This window comes from Micromonospora jinlongensis (genome assembly GCF_013410645.1).
In the GTDB taxonomy this organism is placed as follows: domain Bacteria; phylum Actinomycetota; class Actinomycetes; order Mycobacteriales; family Micromonosporaceae; genus Micromonospora; species Micromonospora zamorensis.
On record NZ_JACCHK010000001.1, the window covers coordinates 889,328 to 910,318 of the forward strand.

Annotated in this window: 20 protein-coding genes; 15 read left to right on the forward strand and 5 right to left on the reverse strand. The window is 73.5% G+C overall.

The window, feature by feature from the left end; translation table 11 throughout:
* Positions 1–17: 17 nt before the first annotated feature.
* Both HNR22_RS03540 and HNR22_RS03545 read left to right on the forward strand, forming a co-directional pair.
* Positions 18–581 (forward strand): sigma-70 family RNA polymerase sigma factor, encoded by a 564-nt coding sequence (locus tag HNR22_RS03540; protein WP_179779053.1) that lies wholly within the window; start codon positions 18–20, stop codon positions 579–581.
* A complete protein-coding gene (locus HNR22_RS03545) occupies positions 581–1,636 on the forward strand; it encodes a hypothetical protein (RefSeq protein ID WP_179779054.1) in 1,056 nt (351 codons plus the stop codon). The genes HNR22_RS03540 and HNR22_RS03545 overlap by 1 nt, the downstream gene beginning before the upstream one ends.
* A gap of 55 nt (positions 1,637–1,691) precedes the next feature.
* Here HNR22_RS03545 and HNR22_RS03550 read toward each other — a convergent pair whose 3' ends face one another.
* Positions 1,692–3,083, reverse strand: a complete 1,392-nt coding sequence (locus tag HNR22_RS03550; protein ID WP_179779055.1) for a lysine 2,3-aminomutase — start codon at positions 3,081–3,083, stop codon at positions 1,692–1,694.
* 142 nt (positions 3,084–3,225) lie between these two features.
* Between HNR22_RS03550 and kdd the strand changes: the two genes are divergently transcribed.
* The 9 genes from kdd (at position 3,226) to HNR22_RS03595 (ending at position 13,513) form a co-directional block, all read left to right on the forward strand.
* Complete coding sequence (gene kdd, locus HNR22_RS03555; RefSeq protein WP_099853450.1) at positions 3,226–4,287, forward strand: L-erythro-3,5-diaminohexanoate dehydrogenase; 1,062 nt, start codon at positions 3,226–3,228, stop codon at positions 4,285–4,287.
* A 4-nt stretch (positions 4,288–4,291) separates the two neighbouring features.
* On the forward strand, positions 4,292–5,857 hold the full coding sequence (locus tag HNR22_RS03560; protein ID WP_179779056.1) for an amidohydrolase: 1,566 nt from the start codon (positions 4,292–4,294) through the stop codon (positions 5,855–5,857).
* A gap of 34 nt (positions 5,858–5,891) precedes the next feature.
* Positions 5,892–7,454, forward strand: coding sequence for a lysine 5,6-aminomutase subunit alpha (kamD, locus tag HNR22_RS03565; protein WP_179779057.1), 1,563 nt, complete (start codon positions 5,892–5,894; stop codon positions 7,452–7,454).
* Positions 7,451–8,215, forward strand: a complete 765-nt coding sequence (gene kamE / locus HNR22_RS03570; RefSeq protein WP_088948159.1) for a lysine 5,6-aminomutase subunit beta — start codon at positions 7,451–7,453, stop codon at positions 8,213–8,215. Before kamD ends, kamE begins: the two co-directional genes overlap by 4 nt.
* Positions 8,212–8,604, forward strand: coding sequence for a 3-aminobutyryl-CoA ammonia lyase (kal, locus tag HNR22_RS03575; RefSeq protein WP_179779058.1), 393 nt, complete (start codon positions 8,212–8,214; stop codon positions 8,602–8,604). Before kamE ends, kal begins: the two co-directional genes overlap by 4 nt.
* Positions 8,601–9,938: a glutamate mutase L gene (locus tag HNR22_RS03580; protein ID WP_179779059.1), complete on the forward strand. Its 1,338-nt coding sequence runs from the start codon at positions 8,601–8,603 to the stop codon at positions 9,936–9,938. The genes kal and HNR22_RS03580 overlap by 4 nt, the downstream gene beginning before the upstream one ends.
* Positions 9,939–10,417: 479 nt before the next feature.
* On the forward strand, positions 10,418–12,082 hold the full coding sequence (gene lnt, locus HNR22_RS03585) for an apolipoprotein N-acyltransferase (RefSeq protein ID WP_179779060.1): 1,665 nt from the start codon (positions 10,418–10,420) through the stop codon (positions 12,080–12,082).
* 34 nt (positions 12,083–12,116) lie between these two features.
* Positions 12,117–12,926 (forward strand): polyprenol monophosphomannose synthase, encoded by an 810-nt coding sequence (locus HNR22_RS03590; RefSeq protein WP_343059664.1) that lies wholly within the window; start codon positions 12,117–12,119, stop codon positions 12,924–12,926.
* Between the two features lie 68 nt (positions 12,927–12,994).
* The gene (locus tag HNR22_RS03595; RefSeq protein ID WP_179779061.1) at positions 12,995–13,513 is read left to right on the forward strand and encodes an FxsA family protein; all 519 of its coding nucleotides are present in this window, start codon (positions 12,995–12,997) and stop codon (positions 13,511–13,513) included.
* A gap of 70 nt (positions 13,514–13,583) precedes the next feature.
* On the opposite strand, the gene HNR22_RS03600 is transcribed toward HNR22_RS03595, so the two are convergent.
* From HNR22_RS03600 to HNR22_RS03610, 3 genes are all read right to left on the reverse strand, one after another.
* On the reverse strand, positions 13,584–13,925 hold the full coding sequence (locus HNR22_RS03600) for an RNA polymerase-binding protein RbpA (protein WP_091398247.1): 342 nt from the start codon (positions 13,923–13,925) through the stop codon (positions 13,584–13,586).
* Positions 13,926–14,152: 227 nt separating this feature from the next.
* Positions 14,153–15,310 (reverse strand): coiled-coil domain-containing protein, encoded by a 1,158-nt coding sequence (locus HNR22_RS03605; RefSeq protein ID WP_179779062.1) that lies wholly within the window; start codon positions 15,308–15,310, stop codon positions 14,153–14,155.
* Positions 15,311–15,336: 26 nt separating this feature from the next.
* Positions 15,337–16,710: an MFS transporter gene (locus HNR22_RS03610; RefSeq protein WP_179779063.1), complete on the reverse strand. Its 1,374-nt coding sequence runs from the start codon at positions 16,708–16,710 to the stop codon at positions 15,337–15,339.
* Positions 16,711–16,767: 57 nt separating this feature from the next.
* On the opposite strand from HNR22_RS03610, the gene HNR22_RS03615 reads away from it, so the two are divergent.
* Genes HNR22_RS03615 through HNR22_RS03625 form a run of 3 tightly spaced genes read left to right on the forward strand, consistent with a single transcriptional unit; the run spans position 16,768 to position 19,609 of the window.
* On the forward strand, positions 16,768–17,415 hold the full coding sequence (locus HNR22_RS03615; RefSeq protein WP_246380651.1) for a TetR/AcrR family transcriptional regulator: 648 nt from the start codon (positions 16,768–16,770) through the stop codon (positions 17,413–17,415).
* 56 nt (positions 17,416–17,471) lie between these two features.
* Positions 17,472–18,788, forward strand: coding sequence for a flavin-containing monooxygenase (locus HNR22_RS03620; RefSeq protein WP_246380654.1), 1,317 nt, complete (start codon positions 17,472–17,474; stop codon positions 18,786–18,788).
* Positions 18,785–19,609 carry an SDR family NAD(P)-dependent oxidoreductase gene (locus tag HNR22_RS03625; RefSeq protein WP_179779065.1) on the forward strand — a complete coding sequence of 275 codons (825 nt, stop codon included), beginning with the start codon at positions 18,785–18,787 and terminating at the stop codon, positions 19,607–19,609. The genes HNR22_RS03620 and HNR22_RS03625 overlap by 4 nt, the downstream gene beginning before the upstream one ends.
* Positions 19,610–19,619: 10 nt before the next feature.
* Here the strand turns inward: HNR22_RS03625 and HNR22_RS03630 are convergent, their stop codons facing one another.
* Entirely contained in the window at positions 19,620–20,270 is a 651-nt protein-coding gene (locus HNR22_RS03630) for a LysE family translocator (protein ID WP_179779066.1), read from the reverse strand.
* A gap of 224 nt (positions 20,271–20,494) precedes the next feature.
* Here HNR22_RS03630 and HNR22_RS03635 point away from each other — a divergent pair, with 224 nt between their 5' ends.
* Entirely contained in the window at positions 20,495–20,980 is a 486-nt protein-coding gene (locus HNR22_RS03635; RefSeq protein ID WP_179779067.1) for a DnaJ family domain-containing protein, read from the forward strand.
* Positions 20,981–20,991 lie beyond the last annotated feature (11 nt).

The window sequence follows — 20,991 nt, forward strand, 5'->3', positions numbered from 1 at the left end:
TCGGACATGGAGTGGGTGTGAGCTCCGGGACAGAGCAGGACGAGGACCGCTTCCGGCGGGCCTACACCGAGAATTTCGAGTCGTTGCTGGCGTACGCGTTGCGCCGTGTCTCGCATCCGGAGGACGCGGCCGACGTGGTCGCGGAGACCTTCTTGGTGGCGTGGCGTCGTCGGCAGGACATTCCGGTGGTCGGTGAGGCTCGGCTGTGGTTGTACGGGGTGGCCCGGCGGGTGCTGGCGAATCATCACCGTGGTGGTGTTCGGCGGCAGCGCCTGGGTGAGCGGTTGCGTCAGCAGATCGCCGTGTCGGTGCCCGATCCGGGGAGCGCGGTGCCGGAGCAGCTTGCCGTTCGGGCGGCGTTGGCGGGTCTGCCGGAGGTGGACCGGGAGGTGCTGATGCTGACTGTCTGGGAGGGGCTGGAGCCGCATCAGGTGGCGGCGGTGCTGGGGGTGTCTCCGGCGGCGGTGCGGACCCGGTTGTCGCGGGCGCGGGCGAGGTTGCGGGGGTTGGTCGGTGACGCACCGGGGCCGCCCGGACATGTACTCGACGTGCTGACCGCATCCACCGGCAAGGAGGACTGATGACCACGGATGAGCGTGTCGACCGGCTGGTTCGGGATGTCGACCTGGGTGGGTTCGGGGTCGTCGGGGACCTCGACGGGGTGAAGCAGACCCTCTTGGAGGACATCATGTCCGAGTCGTTGGGCTGGCGTGGTGTCGGCCGGCCGCGGCGGTTGTGGGTGCGTCGTTTCGCGGGCGTGATGACGGCGGCGGCCGTGCTCGTGAGCGTCGTGCCGGCGTCCATGGTGTTGCGGGGGCAGGCTGAGGGCGACGGGGTCTCCCCGATTGTCAGCGCGGGTGCGGGGGTCGTCTTCTCACCGTCGGCGATGGAGGCGGCGGAGAGGAACCCGCGGCTGCTGATCGACCGGGCCGGTTGGACGGTGGCGGGTCTGTACGGGTTCGCCGAGGAGCAGGGCGCGATCCGCTTTCGCCGGGGTGAGCGGGAGCTGGAGATGAACTGGTATTCGGCGTACGTGTACTCGGACCGGTATGCCGGTCAGCGCGTTGACGGTCCTGGGAGGTCGGTGCGGGTCGACGGTTGGCCGGCTGATGTGTTCCAGGGCCTCAATGGTGACTTCACTGTGTTGCTGCGTCCCCGCGACAAAGTGGTCGTGGAGATGAAGACCTCGGGGAAGTGGTCGCGTAAGGACCTGGACCGGGTTCTCGCGGACGTCGTTCGGGTGGACGCGCGAACGTTGTTGGCGATGCTTCCGGCGGAGATGGTCATGCCGGTGCGGGAGCGGGCGGCGAAGGTGCTCGCGGACGTGCCGCTCCCGCCGGGGTTCGATGTCGCCGCGTTGGAGGACATCGCGGTGAGTGACTCGTACCAGTTCGGTGCGGGTGCGACGTCGCGGGTGGGTTGTGGGTGGATCGCGGAGTGGCAGCGGGCGCGGGCGAGCGGGGATGAGGCCGGGGTGCGGCGGGCCGCCGACGCGTTGCGGAGCAGTCACGGGTGGCGGGTGCTGCGGGACATGGAAAAGGCCGGTGACTGGCCGGAGGTGTTCTGGGAGTACGCCGACGAGATCGCGGCCGGGACGCTGCGGCCCGGGTACGTCCAGGGTCTGGATTGCCGGTGACGGGCGACGGCGGCGCCCCCTGGATGATCATCCCGGGGGCGCCGCCGTCAGTGGGTCAGTCGTCGCGGTGGTCGTTCCACCACTGCTGGCCGCCGGCGGGCAGGGTGTCGATCGGGTCGTAGTAGGCGTAGCGCTTGTTGAGCGCCTCCAGGTCGGCGGACTCGATGGAGGTGCGGTAGTTCTTCGTCCAGTAGGAGATGCCGCGTTCGCGGTCGTAGTCGGTGAGCATGTGCACCCAGCGTTTGCCGACGAAGGGCACGTCGCAGACGATGCGGGGGGTGGCGTAGCCGGGCAGGTAGCCCATGATGTCGTGCTGGAGTTGCTGGGCGTGCCAGACGGGGACCCGCCAGTGTTCGGCGTTGGGGATCATGTCGCACATGTAGAAGTAGTACGGCAGGATCCCGGCTTCGCCCTGGAGCGCGAAGCAGAGGTCGAGCAGCTCGGGGGTGGTGGCGTTGACGCCGCGCATGAGCACGCCCTGGTTGCGGACGTCGCGGACGCCGACGTCGAGGGCGGTCTGGGCGGCCTTGGCGACCAGTGGGGTGAGTGACTGGGCGTGGTTGACGTGGGTGTGGATGGCGAGGTTGACGCCGCGGCGGGCGGCGGTGCGGGCGACGCGTTCCAGGCCCTCGACGACGTCGGGCTGCAGCCAGTGCTGGGGGAGGCCCATGAGGGCCTTGGTGGCGAGCCGGATGTCGCGGACCGTCTCCAGTTCCAGCAGCCGCATGAGGTACGACTCGAGGTTTCGCCAGGGGACGTTGGCCACGTCGCCGCCGGAGACGACCACGTCGCGGACGCCGGGGTGGGCCTTGAGGTACGCGATGTGGGCGTCGTAGCGGTCGACGGGCTTGAGGGTGAGCTTGAGTTTGTCGACGGCGGGGGTGGAGTTGCCGACGAGGTCCATCCGGGTGCAGTGCCCGCAGTACTGGGGGCAGGTGGAGAGCAGCTCGGCGAGGACCTTGGTGGGGTAGCGGTGGGTGAGGCCTTCGGCGACCCACATGTCGTGCTCGTGCAGGCTGTCGCGGCTGGCGTAGGGGTGTGACGGCCAGTCGGTGCGGCGGTCGGAGGCGACCGGGATCATGTAGCGGCGGATGGGGTCGGCGAGCAGCGCCTCGGTGGTGAGGGGCGCGAACGGCACCATCGTGTTGATCATTTGGGGTGGCACCAGCATCGACATGGTGGCCAGGGCCAACTGGTCGGCCTCGAGGTCGGTGTAGAAGGTGTCGTCGATGAGGTCGCCGAAGACGGCGCGGAGCTGCTTGATGTTCTTGACGCAGTTGACGCGCTGCCACTGGGCGGATTCCCACTGGTCGCGGGTGACGTGGCGCCAGCCGGGGAATCGGGTCCAGTCGGGTTCGACCAGGGGGCGGCGGTGGTATTCGTAGGGCTGCCCGGCGGTCGGTGTGGCGGCCGGGACGTGACGGGGGTGCGGGATGGTCTGGGTCACGGCCCCTCCTCGGTGTTGCGGCTGATCATCGAAGCCCGAAGGCTACTGGAAAATATTCGGTACAGAAACTAGTCTGCCGTAAGTTTTCCCGTTACGCGAGCCTTGACCGGGGCTTCGAGCGGCTGGACAAGGGGAGGTCGGCGTGACGTCACCGGTGGGACTGCACCGCGTCGTGCAACCGGCGGGGGTGCTGCCGCAGGCGGCCTGGCGCCTGGACGCGTCGGCGGCGATCGCGCCGAACGAGGTGCGGATCCGGGTGCAGCGGCTGAACCTGGACGCGGCGAGCTTCCGGCAGTTGTCGGAGAAGCACGGCGGCAACGGCGATGCGGTCCGCGCCGAGGTGCTGGAGATCATCTCCACCCGGGGCAAGATGCAGAACCCGGTGACCGGTTCCGGCGGGATGTTGATCGGCACGGTCGAGGAGGCCGGCCGGCGTTCCCCGCTGGGGCTGAAGGTGGGTGAGCGGGTCGCGACGTTGGTGTCGTTGACGCTGACGCCGCTGGTGGTGACCGACGGGCTGGCGCGGTGGGACGGACGCAGCGAGCAGGTGCCCTGTGACGGGTGGGCGATCCTGTTCGCCCGTTCCATCGCCGCGGTGCTGCCCGACGACGAGGACCCGCAGTTGTCCCTGGCGGTGCTGGACGTGTGCGGGGCGCCCGCGCTGACCGCGCGGGTGGTGTCGCGCTACGTGGAGGACCGTCGTCGCGTCGGTGACCCGACGCCGGTGCGGGTCGCGGTGATCGGTGGGGCGGGCAAGAGCGGGTCGCTGTCCCTCGCCGCGGCGCGGCGGGTGGGCGCCGCGCGTACCGTCGGGGTGGTGCCGGTGGCGGCCGAGCGCGACGCGCTGACGGCCGCCGGCCTGGCCTCGGTGGTGGCGTTGGCCGACGCGCGGGACCCGGTGGGGTTGTCCACGGCGGTGACCACCGCCCTGGGGGCGCCGGCGGACGTCACCGTGGTGTGCGTGGACGTGCCGGGGTGTGAGCACGGCGCGGTGCTGGCCACCGCGGACGGCGGCACGGTGATCTTCTTCTCGATGGCGACGAGCTTCTCCGCGGCGGCGTTGGGCGCGGAGGGGCTGGCAGCGGACGTGACGATGCTGGTGGGCAACGGGTACGTGCCGGGGCACGCGGAGCTGGCGTTGGGGCTGCTGCGGGCCGAGCCGGGGGTGCGTCAGCTGTTCACGGCGCGGGTCGCGGCAGACTGAGGTCATGACGAACCCCTCGACGTTGTACCGCGGCGGCGTGCTGCACTGCCCCGCCGATCCGAGCGCCACCGCGCTGCTGGTGTCCGGTGGGCGGATTGCCTGGTTGGGGACCGACGGTGCCGCGCCGCCGGCCGACCGGGTGGTGGACCTGGACGGTGCGTTGGTGACGCCGGCGTTCGTCGACGCGCACGTGCACGCCACCGACACGGGGTTGGCGTTGTCGGGGCTGGAGTTGTCCGGGGTGCGCTCGGCGGCGCAGTTGCTCGACGCGGTGGCCGGGTTCGCGGCGGGCCTGCCGGCGGACGCGGTGCTGCTGGGCCACGGCTGGGACGAGTCAGGTTGGTCGGATGCGACGTTGCCGGACGCGGCGGCGTTGGACCGGGCGGCCGGGGGTCGGCGGGTGTACCTGTCGCAGGCGTCGATCCACTCGGCGTTGGTGTCGTCGGCGTTGCTGGCGGCGTGCCCTCAGGCGGCCGACGCGGCGGGGTACGACGCGTCGGGGTGGTTGCGGCGCGACGCGCACCACGTGGTGCGGGCGGCGGCGCAGGCGTCGGTGAGCCGGGCGCAGCGGGTCGCCGCGCAGCGGGTGGCCCTGTCGCACGCGGCGTCGTTGGGGATCGCGGCGGTGCACGAGTGCGGCGGTCCGGACATCTCCGACGAGGAGGACTTCACCGGGCTGCTGGGCATCTCCGGTGCGGGGTTGCCGGAGGTGTACGGGTACTGGGGTGAGCTGGGTGGCGCCGCCCGTGCCCGAGAGTTGGGTGCGGTGGGCGCCGGAGGTGACCTGTTCGCCGACGGGGCGTTGGGTTCGCGCACGGCGCACGTGTCGCAGCCGTACGGCGACGGTGACGACTGCGGGCACGGGTACCTGACGGCCGAGCAGGTGCGTGACCACCTGGTGGACTGCGCGGCGCACGGCATGCAGGGCGGTTTCCACGCGATCGGTGACGCGGCGATCGGCACCGTCCTGGACGGTTTCGCCGCGGCGGCGCAGACGCTGGGTGTGGAGCGGCTGCGGGCGGCCCGGCACCGCATCGAGCACGCGGAGATCATGAACAAGCGGTTGATCGCGCGGTTCGTGGAGTACGGGGTCGTGGCGAGCATGCAGCCGGCGTTCGACCGGCTGTGGGGTGGCGCGGGCCGGATGTACGAGGCGCGGCTGGGGTTGGACCGGTCGTTGGAGTCCAACCCGATGGGTGCGATGCACTCGGTGGGTGTGGCGTTGGCGTTCGGGTCGGACTCGCCGGTGACGCCGCTGGACCCGTGGGGTTCGGTGCGGGCGGCGGCGGCGCACCACAACCCGGCGCAGCGGATGAGTGTGCGGGCGGCGTTCGCCGCGCACACCCGTGGTGGGTGGCGGGCGGTGCACCTGGACGTCGAGGGGGTCCTCGCGTTGGGTGCGCCGGCGACGTTCGCGGTGTGGTCGACGCCCGCGGGGGTGGAGCGGGGCCTGCCGGTGCTGCTCGCCGAGGACCCGGAGGAGCGGGGTCCGGACGACCCGACGCCGTTGCCGGTGTGCCGGCGGCTGGTGCTGCGCGGTGAGGTCATCTATGAGGAAGGGTCGTCGTGAACGAGCGGACGAGCGGTGTGGCGGGGGCGGCGGCGTGACCGGCAAGCTTGATCTTGATCCGGTGCTGGTGGCGCGGGCGCGGGAGTTGGCGCGCCGGGCCGGGCAGCCGGTGGTGGACCTGGCGCGCAGCCACACCACGGTGTCGGTGGAGCGGGCGGTGCTGCGGCTGGCCGGGGTGAGCGGCGCCGACCCGGACGGCATTCCGTGGGTGAACCGGCTCGTCGACGCCGTCGTGGCGGACGTCGGGTTGGGCCACGGGGTGGCGGTGCCGGTGTTCGACGCCCTGGCCCGCGAGGGCATCACCGATGTGACGTTGCTGGCGCAGAAGGCCGCGGCCGGGTCGGTGCGCTTCGCGCTGCCCACCGGGCGGGCCGCGACGGCGGCCCGGTCGGCGGCGCGCAGGGCCGTCGGGGCGGGTGTCCGGCGCATCGACCGGCGGCGCGCCGAGCGGGACCGGCTCATCAAGCGGCACGGGGACCCGAAGCAGCGGCCGTGGATCTACCTGATCGTGGCGACCGGCGACATCTACGAGGACATCCCGCAGGCGCAGGCGGCCGCCCGGGCCGGCGCGGACGTGATCGCGGTGATCCGCTCCACCGGGCAGTCGCTGCTGGACTACGTGCCCGAGGGCGCGACCCGGGAGGGTTTCGCCGGCACGTACGCCACGCAGGAGAACTTCCGGCTGATGCGCGCGGCGTTGGACGAGTCGTCGAAGGAGTTGGGCCGCTACGTGCGGTTGACCAACTACGCGTCCGGGTTGTGCATGCCGGAGATGGCGACCCTGGCGGGCCTGGAACGGCTCGACATGATGCTCAACGACTCGATGTACGGGATCCTGTTCCGCGACATCAACCCGGTGCGCACGTTCGTCGACCAGCGGTTCTCCCGGCAGGTGCACGCCCGCGCCGGGATCATCATCAACACCGGTGAGGACAACTACCTGACCACCGCGGACGCCGTGGACGAGGCGCACACGGTGACGGTGTCGCAGCTGCTCAACGAGTTCTTCGCGCACGAGGCGGGGTTGGCGGACTGGCAGTTGGGGCTGGGGCACGCGTTCGAGATCAACCCCGAGGTTCCGGAGTCGTTCCGCCTGGAGTTGGCGCACGCCCTGCTGGCCCGGGAGTTGTTCCCCGACGCGCCGCTGAAGTGGATGCCGCCGACGAAGCACATGACCGGTGACGTGTTCCGGGGCAACCTGCTCGACGGGTTCTTCAACCTGGCGGGCGCGCTGACCGGTCAGGGCATCCTGCTGGTGGGGATGATGACCGAGGCGGTGGTGACGCCGTGGTTGTCCGACCGGGACATCGCGTTGCAGAACGTGCGGTACGTGCTGGGCGCGGCCGGTGGGCTGCACGAGGACTTCGTGCCGGCGCCCGGCGGGTTCATCCGCCGCCGCGCCAACCAGGTCCTCGGTGAGGCCCTGGACCTGCTGGAGCGCATCGGGGAGCAGACGCTGCTCACCGCCATCGCCGAGGGCACGTTCGGGATCATGAAGCGGCCCGCGGACCGGGGCAAGGGCCTCGCCGGGGTCGCCGCGCACGAGGCGGACTACTGCAACCCGGCCACCGACATCCTGGAAGGGGACGCGGCATGAGCGCCGCCGACGCCGCGAAGAAGATCGTGCGGCCGTACGGGGACACCACCGGCGACGGGATGGTGCAGGTGTCGTTCACCCTGCCGGTGAGCCACGACAAGCGGGCCGAGGGCGCGGCGGTGCAGTTGGCCAACCGGATGGGCATCGACCCGGCGATGGTCGTGCACGCCAAGCCGATGGGCGACGAATTCACGTTCTTCGTGGTCTACGGGCGGGTCAACCACCTGGTCGACCTCAACGCGGTGCAGGTGGTGGAACGCGACTTCGCGCTGCTGTCGGCGAAGGACGTCAACACGGTGATCAAGCAACGGTTGCGGCGCAAGCTGTCCGTGGTCGGGGCGTGCATCGGCACCGATGCGCACACCGTGGGCATCGACGCGATCCTCAACGTCAAGGGCATCGCGGGGGAGAAGGGCCTGGAGTACTACCGGGAGTTGAAGGTCACCAACATGGGCGCGCAGGTCAGCGTGCCGGAGCTGGTGGAGACAGCCCGGGCGGAGAAGGCCGACGCGGTCCTCGTGTCGCAGGTGGTCACCCAACGCGACGCGCACCTGCACAACACCCGGGAGATGTCCGCCGCGTTCCGGGAGGCGATGCCCGCCGGGCGGCGGCCACTGCTGATCGTCGGCGGCCCCCGGTTCGACGAGACGATGACCGACGAGTTGGGCGTGGACCGCATCTTCGGTCGCGGCACCACTCCCGGCGAGGTGGCCAGCTACCTCGTGCACGCCCTGATCACGCAACGGAAGGCGATGGCATGACCGACGCAAGGCTCGGGTTGACCGTGACGCACCGGCGGTACGTGCCGTACTCGCACGCCCACTACGCCGGCAACCTCGTCGACGGGGCGTACGCCCTCGCGCTGTTCGGCGACGTCGCCACGGAGGTGTGCATCCGCACCGACGGCGACGAGGGCCTGTTCGCCGGGTACTCCGATGTGCGGTTCACCGCGCCGATCCGCGCCGGTGACGTGGTGGAGGTCACCGCCCAGGTGTCGCGGGTGGGCACCCGCAGCCGCACCCTGGAGCTGTCCTGCGCCGTGGTGTGCCGGGGCCGCCCGGAGCGCTCCGAGTCCGCCGCCGAGGTCCTCGACCCGCCGATCGTGGCGGTCACCGCGACCGGCACCGTGGTCGTTCCCGCGGCGTCGTGACCCTGGCGGTCTGCGGGGACGTCGGGTCCACGTACACCAAGGTGGCCGTGGTGGACCTGGCCGCCGGTGTGCTGGTGGGAGCGGCGGCGGCGCCGACCACGGTGGGCACCGACGTGTTGCACGGCCTGGACGCCGCGGTCGCGGCCGCCACCGCCGGGCTCGGGGTGCGCGACGTGCCGTGGTACGTCTGCTCGTCGGCCGGCGGTGGGCTGAGGCTGGCCGTGATCGGTTACGAGCCGCTGGTCACCGCGCAGGCGGGCCGGCGGGTCGGGTTGTCCGCCGGGGCGCACGTGGTGCACGTGGCCGCCGGTCGGCTGGGCGCTGCGGACCTGGCGGCGTTGCGGGCGGCCCGATGCGACGTGGTGCTGCTGGTCGGCGGCACCGACGGCGGTGACGCCGAGACCATCACCCACAACGCGACCCGCCTGGCCCGTTCCCGGTGGCGGGTGCCGGTGGTGTACGCGGGCAACGCCGACGTCCGCGCGCAGCTGACCGGGCTGCTGGAGGCCGCCGGGGTGCCGGTGACGGGCGCCGAGAACGTCCTGCCGCGCATCGGGGTGCTCGCCCCGGCGTCGGCGCGGGCGGCGATCCGCGCGGTGTTCCTGCGCCACGTCATCGGGGGGAAACGACTGTCGAGGGGCACCCGGTTCGCGCGGCTGGTCCGCGCGGCCACCCCCGACGCGGTCCTCACCGGTGTGGAGGTGCTCGCCGACACCATCGGCGGTGACCTCGCCGTCGTCGACGTGGGTGGGGCCACCACCGACGTGTACTCGGTGCTCACCCCCGACGAGCGGGCCACCGGCCCCGCGCGGGAGGTCGCCGGCAGCCTCTGGCGGGCCCGCACGGTGGAGGGCGACCTGGGCATGCGGTGGAGCGCCCCCGGGGTGCTGCGCGCCGCCGTCGAGGAGCGGCTGCTCACCCCGGACGAGTCCGAGGACCTGACGGACGCGGCGGCCCGCCGGGCGGCCGACCCGGCGTTCCTCGCCGGCGACGACGTCGAGCGGGCCGTGGACCGGCGGATCGCCACCCTCGCGGCGACGGTGGCGTTGCGGCGCCACGCGCGGGGCGCCGCCACCGGCGAGCGGGCCGGGCGGGACCTGCGTGACGTGCGGTTGGTGGTGGGGTCCGGTGGGGTGCTGCGGCACGCGCCGGCGCAGGCGTCCGCGCAGGTGCTGGCGGCCGTCCTGGCCGACCACGCCGGCGGGTGGGCGTTGCCGCGGGCAGCCTCCGCCGTCATCGACGCCGACTACGTGCTGGCCGCAGGAGGGCTGCTCGCCGAGGAACACCGGGCCGCGGCGGGGGCGCTGCTGCGTCACCATCTGCGGACGCATTGAGACTCGCCGACCCGACACGCCGTGGCGCAACACACGACAGGCCGGGGGTGGGTTGACAACGGACGGGGGTCGGCACGTACCGTCTTTGAGTCCTACCACGGGAAGCGGCTGTTGTTCGCTTCGTCCCTTCGTCCGCTGGCCGAGCGACATTTTTGAGCGTCATCGTCGCGGCGGCCAGGTCCAGCGGGCGGGGGTCGGCGGGGCGGCGCGAACCGGCCGCGGTTACCGGTGTACGGGCAGGGTGAGGTGCACGGCCAGTAGACAACGGCCCGGCGGGGGCAGCCAGTCCGCGTCCGGTCGGTCCGAAGGTCGTCGTACCCCATCCTCGCCACACCGGCCGGGAAGGGCCTGGGAGCATCGGGGCGCGGCGTGAGCCGCGCCCCGATTTCATGTCCGTCGGGCGGTTCGTGCCCAACGGCCCGATGCGGCTGCTCCGGCCGCCGGCCAGGTAGCCTTCGCCCCGTGATCGAGGTGAAGCGGTGACGATTCTGGACCGGGACGAAACCCACAGCCCGGCGGCGCCGAGTCAGCCGGTCGTGACCGGTGGGCCGCTGCCGCTGCGGTTCGCCGTGCCCTTGGCCGTGGCCGCCGGGCTGGCACTGCTGGTGGCGTTCCCCCCGTACGGGGTGTGGCCCCTCGCGCCGGTCGGGGTGGCGTTGCTGGCCGCCGCCGCGCACCGACGGCGGTTGCGCGCGGGCGCCGGCCTGGGCTTCCTCACCGGCGTGGCGCTCTTCGCCCCACTGCTGGCCTGGACGAACCTGCACACCGGCTACCTGCCGTGGGTGCTGCTGTCGTTGCTGCAGGCCGGCTACCTGGCCCTGCTGGGCGCGGCCACCGCCTGGGTGTCGCCGCTGGCCGACCGCGTCCGCTGGGCGTGGCCGGTGCTGACCGGGCTGCTGTGGGTGGGGCAGGAGGCGCTGCGGGACCGCACCCCGTTCGGTGGGTTCCCCTGGGGGCGGTTGGCGTTCAGCCAGGACACCTCACCGCTGCTGCGCCTGGCCGCGTTGGGCGGCGCGCCGCTGGTGACCTTCGCGGTGGCGCTCGTCGGCGGGTTGCTCGTCACCGCCGCCTGGCGCGGCTGGGCCGCCGCCCGCACATCGCCCCCTGAGGGCTCCCAGGACGCCGACGGCGCGCAGGGGGTCACCTCGGCGCGGCGGTGGGCGCCCGTGGCCGTACCGGCCGCCGTGGCGGTCGCGCTGACCGCCGGGGGCCTGCTCGTGCCGGTCGCCACCGCCGGGTCGGGCGGCACCACCACCGTGGCGATCGTGCAGGGCAACGTGCCGCGCCTGGGTCTGGACTTCAACGCCCAACGGCAGGCGGTGCTCAACAACCACGTCGACGCCACCATCGAGCTGGCCGCGCGGGTCTCCGCCGGGCAGGAGCGCCAACCCGACCTGGTGGTGTGGCCGGAGAACTCCAGCGACATCGACCCGCTGCGCAACCCCACCGCCGGCGCGCGGATCTCCCAGGCGGCCGACACCATCGGCGCGCCGATCCTCGTCGGTGCGGTGCTGCTGGGCCCCGGCGTCGGGCAGGTCCGCAACGCGGGCATCCTGTGGCGCCCCGGCACCGGCGCGGACCTGGACCAGCTGTACACCAAGCGCCACCCCGTGCCGTTCGCCGAGTACGTGCCGCTGCGCGACGTGGCCCGGATGGTCAGCAAGCAGGTCGACCTGATCCGCAGCGACTTCGTGCCCGGAAGCACCCCGGGCGTGGTACGCGCCGGCCCGGCCGTGCTCGGTGACGTGATCTGCTTCGAGGTCGCCTACGACGAGGTGGTCCGTGACACCGTCACCGGTGGCGCGCAGCTGCTGGTGGTGCAGACCAACAACGCCACCTTCAACGTGGCCGAGGCCCGCCAGCAGATGGCCATGGTGCGGCTGCGGGCGGTGGAACACGGCCGGCCGGCGTTGATGGCCTCCACGGTCGGCGTGTCCGGGTTCGTCGCACCCGACGGGCGGGTAAGCGATGCCACCGGGTTCAACACCCGGGAGGTCGTGGTGCGGCAGGTGCGACTCGACGACGGTCGTACCCTCGCCACCCGCCTCGGCTGGTGGCCGGAGGTGGCGCTCGCCGCGCTGGCCGCGGCGGCCCTCATCGGCGCGGCGGTGCTGCGCCGCCGACAGCGGGTCATGTCCGGATAGCAACAGCCGGTACGCCGGCGGGAGCGGAGGAACCGTGATCCAGGCGACCGATACGATCCGACGCCCGGACGAGGTGCCCGGTGTGGGCCGGGTGTTGGTGGTGATCCCCACCTACAACGAGGCCGACAACATCGCCGCGATCGTGGGCCGGGTCCGGCGCGCCGCCCCGGCGGTGCAGATCCTCATCGCCGACGACAACAGCCCCGACGGCACCGGCGCGATCGCCGACGCCCTCGCCGACGGCGACGCGCACGTGCAGGTGCTGCACCGCCACGGCAAGCAGGGCCTCGGCGCGGCGTACCTGGCCGGGTTCGGTTGGGCGCGGGAGCGCGGCTACCAGGCGGTCGTGGAGATGGACGCCGACGGCTCACACGCCCCGGAGGACCTGCCGGCGCTGCTGGCCGCCGCCCGCGACGCCGACGTGGTGATCGGGTCGCGGTGGACCAGCGGCGCGCGGGTGCTCAACTGGCCGCTGCGGCGGCTGATGCTGTCGCGCTGCGGCAACCTGTACGCGCGCCTCGCGCTGGGCATGCCCGTCTCGGACGCCACCGGCGGCTACCGGGTGTACCGGATCAGCGCGTTGGACGCCATCGACCTGGAGTCGGTGACCTCCCAGGGCTACTCGTTCCAGGTGGAGCTGTCCCGGCTGGCGCACCAGGCCGGGGTGCGGATCGTGGAGGTGCCGATCACGTTCGCCGAACGGGAACACGGCGACAGCAAGATGAGCCCGAAGATCGTGGCCGAGGCGCTGTGGCGGATCACCGCCTGGGGTGTGCAGGACCGCCGCCAGGCGGTACGCCGAGGTCTGCACGGCACCGCCACCGGTCAGGCCCGATGGCCGTGAGCGGGTTCGTGTCATGCTGGATGGGCGGGACACGTCCGTGGTGCCTGCGGGAATGGCGATGAGGTGAGATGCGCCGAGGACTGAGGTTCGTGCCGTTGGCCCTGTTGCTGGCGGTGGTGGTGGAGCTGGCGGTGTTCGTCGGTGTGGGGCGGGCGCTGGGGTTCGGCGTGGCCGTGCTGCTGGTGTTCGCCGCGTCCCTGCTGGGGCTGGTGCTGCTGCGCCGCGAGGGGATGCGCGCCTGGCGTGGTTTCCGCTCCGCCGCGGCGGCCGGACAGCCACCGGGTGGGCAGGTGACCGACGGGCTCGTCGGGTTGGCCGGCGCGTTGCTGCTGGCGGTGCCCGGCCTGGTCAGCGGCCTGATCGGGTTGCTGCTGCTGGTGCCGCCGGTGCGTCGACTGGCCCGCGCCGGAGTGCGCCGTGCCACCGAGCGGCGGGTGTCGTCGATGGTCGCCGGTGACCTGTTCGGCCCGCGTACGGTGCGGGTGCGTCAGGGTGCACCGCAGCCGACCCCGCAGCCGGAGCAACCGGTGGTGGTCGACGGCGGGCGGGCCATCGAGGGAGAGATCGTCGAGCCCGGCCGCCACTGAGACCACGCGTGCAGACAACGACGGCGCCCCCGGGAGAACCCGGGGGCGCCGTCGTTGTTCGTCGTGCGGCTCAAGCGCGGCCGCGGCGGGTCCGAACCTCCTGCAGGCGCTCCTCGAGGATGTCCTCCAGCTCGGCGATCGAACGCCGCTCCAGAAGCATGTCCCAGTGGGTACGCGGGGGCTTGGCCTTCTTCTGCTCCGGCTCGTTGCCGTCGACGAGTCGGGCGACGCTGCCGTCGAACTTGCACTCCCAGGTCGTCGGGACCTCGGCGTCGACGGCGAACGGCACCTCGAACTGGTGGCCCTTGGCGCACAGGTACTCGCGGGTCTGACGCGGCGCGAGCTCCGTGTTGCGGTCGGATTCGTAGCTCACCGCGCCAAGGCGGCTTCCGCGCAGCATACGCTCGCCCATGATCGACTTCCCCTCGTTCGTGGTGCTGGTCTTCTGGGTGTAACGGTGTGTGCCCGTCGAGCCATTCCCGCCCGAGGGCGTGAGGCGTCCACGTGTGGGCCGGGACCAAGGGTAGCCGGCCGGGACGATCACCCGGTGAGGTGATCACCAGGCGGGTCGCAACGGGCTGTGTGTCCGCTGCCACCGGGGATGTTAACCGCCGAAGCGTAGCGAAGGTTGCGCGACGATCATCGGGTGGCGTCGCCGGGAGTGGCAGCGCCGAGGCGAGCCAGGGCCAACGCCAGGTCGCTGACCTGGTCGCCGAGCTGCGCCACCCGCCGCTGGGCCAGGTCCCGGTCGGTCTCGGCGGCGTCGAGTCGTACCGTCAGGGCGGTGAGGCGGCCCTCGGCGGTCGCCGCGGCCTGCCGGGCCGCGGTCAGCTCGGCGGTCAGCGTGTCCCGCTGGGCGGCGGTGGCCGCCAGCTCCGCGCGCAGCCGCGCCGCGAGTTCCGCGGCCTCCTGCCGGGCGTCGTCGGCCTGCACGGCCGCGACCTGCGCGCGGTCGCGGGCCCGGTCGGCCTGCTCCCGGGCGCGGGCGGCGTCGGCGGCCTCGGCCCGGGTCCGCGCGGCGTCGGCGCGGGCCTGCTCGATCTGGCGCCGCACGTCCTGCACCTCTGCCTGCCACCGCCCGGCCCGCTCGGTGGCCTCGGCGGCGGCCCGGGTGGCCCGCTCGGCGTCGGCGCGCACCGCGTCGCGTTCCACGCTCAGGTCGGCCACCCGCTGCCGCTCGGCGTCGCGCTGCGCCCGCAGGTCGCGCACCTCGGCGCGGGCCTGGTCCCGGTCGCGTTCAGCCTGGGCGCGCAACGCCTCGGCGGCGCTGACGTCGTGGCGCGCCTGATCGCGGGCGGCCTCGGCGCGCTGTGCCCGCTCGTCGGCTGCCGTGGCCTGCCGGTGCGCCTGCTCGGCGCGCTGCCGGGCGTCGTCGGCCTCGGCGAGAGCCGCCCGGGCCTGCTCGCGGGCGCGCGACGCGTCGGCCGCCGCGTTCTCGGCGTCGTCGCGGGCCTCGTCGCGTTCGGTCTGCGCCGCCGCGACCTCGGTGGCGGCCTCCGCGCGAACCTGGGCGACCTGCCGCTGCACACCCACCGGGGACAACTCGGCGTGCAGCGACTCGGTCAACGTCTCGACGATCTGGTCGAGGCGGTCCACCGCCTCCCAGGTGCGGGCCACCTGCCCGGGCAGGCCGGGGGCGTTGCGGTGCCGCATCCGGCTGTTGCGGGAGGCGCGCTGGCAGGCGCCGTCGTTGTCCCGGCAGTAGCGAAACGGCCGGCCCGCGCCGACACGCTGCGGCACCGGCGCTCCACAGTGGGCGCACGGGCGGGTTTCGGTGGTGCTGGGCTGGGCGTCCATCGAGGGCGAAGTCTAGTGCCGGCCGTTCACGTCGTCGTCCGGGCGGTCGCGTCCAGGGTGTAGCGGCGTTGCAGCAGCAGGGCCGCGAGCATCGCCACCGCCGGCAGCAACCCGAAGCCGTAGCGGACCGCCGCGAGCGCCGCGTCCGGCTGCACCGGCGACTCACCGGCCGTCGAGGCCACGAAACCACCAACGGCCAGGCACAGGGCATAGGCGTACGGGCCGAGGGCGGCGCCGGTGGCCTCGGTGGCCGTCCACACCCCGGTGTAGGTGCCGGCCCCCGTGGCGGTCCCGTCCGCCGCGGCGTTGGTGGTGGCGGCGCGGATCACGTCGGGCAGCATCGAGAACGGCAGCAGCTGCATGCCGGCGAACGCCACCCCGAGCACCGCCACCGCGCCGATCAGCACCGGCAGCCCGGCCGGTCGACCCACCGCCAGCACCAACGACCCGGCGGCGAACGCGCCCTGCGCGCCGAGCAGCGCCCGCTGCTTGCCGACGCGGCGGGCCACCACCAGCCAGACCGGGGTGACCAGCAGCGCCGGCGCCACGAACGCGGCCACCAGGACCGTGGTCAGGCCGGGGGCCCGCAGCTCGTACTCGGCGTAGTAGGGAACGCCGGCGAGCACCAGGTGAGTGGTGGTGGACATCGCCAGGTACGCGGCGACGAGCCAGCGGAACTGCCGGTCGCGCAGCGCGATGCGCAGCGCGGGCCACCCGCCGTGCCCCGCCGGGGTGGGATCCGCCGCCGACCCGCGCAGCCGGGCGATGCCGGCGACACCGACCAGCATGGCCGCCAGCATCCCGACGGCGAGGACCACACCCATCCGCTGGTAGCCGTCGCGGGTCGCGGCGTCGCCGCCGGTGAGCAGCGGGGCCAGCAGGCCGGACACCAGGATGCCCAGGGTCAGCACGACCATCCGGAACGCCATCAGCCGGGTGCGTTCGTGGTAGCCGATCCGCAGGTCGGCCGGAGTTGCCAGGTAGGGGACCTGGTAGGCGGCGAAGAGCAGGTTGCCGGCGATGAAGAACACCGCCACCCACGCGGCCGCCGGGGCGCCGGTCAGGCCCCCGGGCACCGCGAAGAGCGCCGCGAACGCGAGCGGCAGCGCGCATCCGACCAGCAGCAGGCGACGCCGGTCGCCGCGTCGGGTCTGCTCGACGTCGGCGCGGTGCCCCACCCACGGGTGCAGCAGCACGTCGGCGATCTTCGGCAGCAGCAGCGCGAGACCGGCCAGCCACGGCCCGACGGCCAGCACGTCGGTGAGGAAGTACAGCAGCAGCAGGCCGGGCACTGTCACCCAGACACCCATGCCGAGCGACCCGGCCGCGAAGCCCGCCAGGGGGCCGCGGGGCAGTGCCGTGTCGGTGGCGGCCACGGGCCGCCGGTCGAGCCCGGTCATCGCCGCATCCTCTCCGCAATCCAACGGTTGCTGGATTCTAGGGGCAGAATGGCGGCCATGACCATGCCCCGACGCCGTCCGGGTCGCCCGCGACGCGACGAGACCCGGCCGACCCGCGAGGTGGTGCTCACCGCCGCGACAGCGCTGTTCGCCGAACGCGGCTTCGACGCCGTCGGGTTGCGGGAGGTCGCCGCCGCCGCCGGGGTCGACGTCGCCACGGTCGCGCACCACACGGGTACGAAGGCAGCGCTCTACGACGCCTGCTTCGCCCGGGTCTTCGCCGCCGAGCGGGAGGTGCTGACCGAGGCCGCCGAGCAGGCCCGCGCCGCCCTCGACGGGGGGCCGGACGCGGCGCGGCGGGCGCTGCACCAGTTGGTCGACGTGTTCGTCGACTTCCTGGAGGACCGCCCGGAGACCACCGCGCTGTGGTTGCGTCGCTGGTTGGAACCGCAGCGGCACGCCGAGCTCGACCAGCGCTACGCCGAACCGTTGTACCGGCTGGTGGCGGAGCTGCTCACCGCCGCCGCGGCGGCCGGCGCGCTGGCGGAACCCACCCCGCACATCACCGTCCGGAGCCTGGTGTGGGCGACGCACGGGCACGTGGTGGCGCTGGCCGCGGGTGCGCCGGGTGCTCGGGAGCGGCGCGAGTTCCGGGCGTTCGTGCATCGTCTGCTCGACGGGTTGTACGGACCGCCGGCCCCTTGACGGGCCGCCCCCACCCGGAGATTATCCATCGGACGTTGGATTAAATGGGGGCAGCGATGCAGGCACCACCAAGGGTCGCGGTGATCGGCGCTGGCGCGGCCGGCCTTGCCGCCGTCAAGGCGCTACGCGACGCGGCAGTGCCCACCGTGTGCTTCGAGACCACCGACCAGGTCGGCGGCCTCTGGGTGTACGGGGCACCCGACTCGCCCGCGTACCGGACGCTGCACCTGAACACCAGTCGGGGCCGCACCCAGTTCGCCGACCACCCGATGCCCACCGACTGGCCCGACTATCCCGACCACCGCCGGGTCGCCGGCTACCTCGCCGACTACGCCGACCGTTTCGGGCTGGGCGAGGACATCCGGCTGCGCCACACCGTCGAGCAGGTCACCCGGGACTCCGCCGGCACCTGGACGGTGACCGCTCGCGGGCCGGACGGGCCGGTCGAGGTCACCGTCGACGCCGTGGTCGTCGCCAACGGGCACAACCGGGTGCCCCGACTGCCCGACCCCGCGTACCCCGGCACCTGCACGGCCGAGCAGATCCACAGCCACGACTACCGGGGTCCGGAGCAGTTGGCCGGCAGACGTGTCCTCGTCGTCGGCGGCGGCAACTCCGCGATGGACATCGCCGTGGACGCCTCGTACGCCGCCACCCGCACCCTGCTGTCGTTGCGCCGGGGTGTCTGGGTGGTGCCGAAGTACCTGCTGGGTCGCCCCTCGGACACCCTCAACGGGGCGCTGGCCCGCCGGTTGCCGTGGCGGCTGCGCCAGCGCATCAGCCAGACGATGCTCACCGCCACCGTCGGCAGCCCGGCCCGCTACGGGCTGCCCGCGCCGACGCACGGCTTCCTCCAGGACCACCCGACGCTCTCCGACGGGCTGCTGTCGCGGCTGACGCACGGTGACGTCGAAGCCCGGCCCGGGGTCGCCGCCCTCGACGGCGACCGGGTCGAGTTCACCGACGGTCGCAGCGACAGCGTCGACCTGATCGTCTGGTGCACCGGCTACCGGGTGGACGTCCCGTTCCTCGACCCGGCGCTGCTCGGCGGGGGCGCCGACACCCTGCCGTTGTACCGGCACGTGTTCCACCCGGACGCCCCCGGGCTGAGCTTCGTCGGGCTGATGCAGTCCACCGGTTCGGCGTTTCCCCTGGTGGAGGCGCAGGCCAAACTGATCGCCGCGAACCTCGCCGGCCGCTACGCGCTGCCCGACGAGGACCGGCAGCGGGCCGTCTGCCGCGCCGAGCTGCGGGCCGCGACCGCCCGCTGGGGTCAGCGCCGCCCGGCGATGCGCGTGGACTTCGACGTCTACCTGGCCGAGCTGACCCGGGAGCTGGCCGCCGGGACGCGCCGGGTCGGGGCGGGGCAGTGAGCCGCCGGACGCTGAGTGGTCGCCGGGTGCTGGTGACCGGGGCCAGCGGCACCTTCGGGCGACACCTCGGGGCCGCGCTGACCGCCGCCGGCGCCCGGGTGGTGGGCCTCGACCTGCACGCGCGACCCGACGACAACCTGCCGGTGCTCGGCTGCGACCTGACCGACCCGGACGCCGTCGCACCGGCGGTGGGCGGCGCCGTCGACCAGCTAGGCGGGCTCGACCTGCTGATCAACAACGCCGGGGTGGGTGGCCCCGCCCCCGCCGAGTTGCCGCCCGACGAGGTGGTCCGCCAGCAACTGGAGGTCAACCTGCTCGCCGCCTGGCGGACCACCGCCGCGGCGCTGCCCCCGCTGCTCACCGCCCACGGACGGGTGATCTTCGTGGCCAGCCGGATGGCGGTGCTGCCCCTGCCTCTCGCCGCCGCGTACGGGGTCAGCAAGCGGGCCCTGGTCGCCTACGCCGACGCGCTGCGCCACGAGGTGGGCAGCCACGTCGGGGTGAGCGTCGTCTACCCGAGCATGGTCGCCTCACCCATCCACGACAGCACCGCCGAGGCGGGCCTGTCCCTGCGGGGCGTGTCCCGCCCCGAGTCGGTCGAGGGGGTGGTCGCGGCGATCCTGCGCGCCGCCACCGCCCGCCGGGCGCCCCGGGACGTGGCGACCACCGCCCGTGGACGCCTGGAGATGGCCGTCGGTCGGCACGCGCCCGCACTGGCCGACCGGCTGGTCCGCCGTACCCTCGCCGCCCGGCTCGCCGCCGGTGACCTGGACGCCGCGCCGCTGGCCGCCGGGATGGTCCGCCGCCACCGGGGGCAGTGACCGTCGGGTGTCAGGGTGCGGCGATCGCCGCGCGGGAACGGTCCGTGGCGATCCGGACAGCCAACGCCGCGAGAGCCGTCCCGGTCACCCACCGCTGCACCCGCAGCCACACCGGTCGGCGGGCGAAGAAGCCGGCCAGCGCCCCGGCGCTGAGCACGATCAGCGCGTTCACGCTCAACGCGACGGCGATCTGGGTCAGGCCCAGCAGCAGACTCTGCATCGCCAGGTGCCCCCGCGCCGGGTCGATGAACTGCGGTAGCAGCGACACGTAGAGGATGGCGATCTTCGGGTTCAGCAGGTTGGTGATCAGGCCCATGGTGAACAGTCGCCGGGGTGGGTCCGGCGGCAGCGGGGTGGGCGCGAACGGCGAGTGGCCGCCCGGGCGCACCGTCCGCCAGGCCAGCCACAGCAGGTAGCCGGCCCCGGCCAGCTTCACCACCGCGTACAGCGTCGGCACCAGGACGAAGACCGCAGCCAGGCCGGCGACCGCCGCGACCAGGTAGACGCCGAACCCGGCAGCCACCCCGAGCAGCGAGATCAGCCCGGCCCGGCGGCCCTGCGCCACCGAGCGGGACACCAGGTAGACCATGTTCGGGCCGGGCGTGAGCACCAGCCCCAACGCCACCAACGTGATGCCCAGCAGAGCGCCCGTGCTCACCATGACGATTCCCCCGTTCGGCGACCCCGCACCGACCGTAGGCCGAGGTGACCGCGCTGGCCCAGGGCCACCTGGCAGGTCGTGGCCCTGGATCCGCCCAGACGGCCCGAAACCCCTCGGCCGGCGGCCACCGGGAATGGTCACGGTTGCGGGCGCGCTGAGTCACTGCAAGTGCGTGTCGCCGTCCGGAGGCGGCGCGTTACGGTGGCCGGGGGAGGTGCCGCAGGGTGACAGAGGCGTGGGAAGCGGCCGTGGAGGCGCAGATCCAGGGAGCCGTGCAACGCGGTGAGTTCGACGACCTGCCCGGGATGGGCAAGCCGATCCCCGGTCGAGGGGCGCCGTACGACGAGTCGTGGTGGATCAAGAGTTTCCTGGAGCGTGAGGCTCTGCCCAGCGACCTGCTCCTGCCCACCTCGCTGCAACTGCGCCGACGCGTCGAGCAGGTCCCCGACGAGGTCCGCGACCTGCCCACCGAACAGTCCGTGCGGGACTTCGTGGGGCAGCTCAACGCCCAGATCGTGGCGTGGCTGCGCAACCCCGACGGCCCTCGCGTCTCAGTGCGGCCGGTGAACGCCGACGAGGTGGTGCGCCGGTGGCGCGCCGAGCGTGCCCGACCCGAGATCACCACGCCCGCCGGCGAGCCGGTGACCGCCGTCGCGTCGCCGCGGCGCACCCGCCGGAGCTGGTGGCTGCGCTGGCGCCGCCGGGGCTGACCCGCGACGGG

What these genes read in the sequence shown, in the direction of transcription:
- HNR22_RS03545 (WP_179779054.1), top strand. Translation starts at nt 581, where the DNA reads ATGACCACGGATGAGCGTGTCGACCGGCTGGTTCGGGATGTCGACCTG.
- HNR22_RS03560 (WP_179779056.1), top strand. Translation starts at nt 4,292, where the DNA reads ATGACGAACCCCTCGACGTTGTACCGCGGCGGCGTGCTGCACTGCCCC.
- kamE (WP_088948159.1), top strand. Translation starts at nt 7,451, where the DNA reads ATGAGCGCCGCCGACGCCGCGAAGAAGATCGTGCGGCCGTACGGGGAC.
- kal (WP_179779058.1), top strand. Translation starts at nt 8,212, where the DNA reads ATGACCGACGCAAGGCTCGGGTTGACCGTGACGCACCGGCGGTACGTG.
- HNR22_RS03595 (WP_179779061.1), top strand. Translation starts at nt 12,995, where the DNA reads ATGCGCCGAGGACTGAGGTTCGTGCCGTTGGCCCTGTTGCTGGCGGTG.
- HNR22_RS03600 (WP_091398247.1), bottom strand. Translation starts at nt 13,925, where the DNA reads ATGGGCGAGCGTATGCTGCGCGGAAGCCGCCTTGGCGCGGTGAGCTAC.
- HNR22_RS03605 (WP_179779062.1), bottom strand. Translation starts at nt 15,310, where the DNA reads ATGGACGCCCAGCCCAGCACCACCGAAACCCGCCCGTGCGCCCACTGT.
- HNR22_RS03610 (WP_179779063.1), bottom strand. Translation starts at nt 16,710, where the DNA reads ATGACCGGGCTCGACCGGCGGCCCGTGGCCGCCACCGACACGGCACTG.
- HNR22_RS03615 (WP_246380651.1), top strand. Translation starts at nt 16,768, where the DNA reads ATGACCATGCCCCGACGCCGTCCGGGTCGCCCGCGACGCGACGAGACC.
- HNR22_RS03620 (WP_246380654.1), top strand. Translation starts at nt 17,472, where the DNA reads ATGCAGGCACCACCAAGGGTCGCGGTGATCGGCGCTGGCGCGGCCGGC.
- HNR22_RS03630 (WP_179779066.1), bottom strand. Translation starts at nt 20,270, where the DNA reads ATGGTGAGCACGGGCGCTCTGCTGGGCATCACGTTGGTGGCGTTGGGG.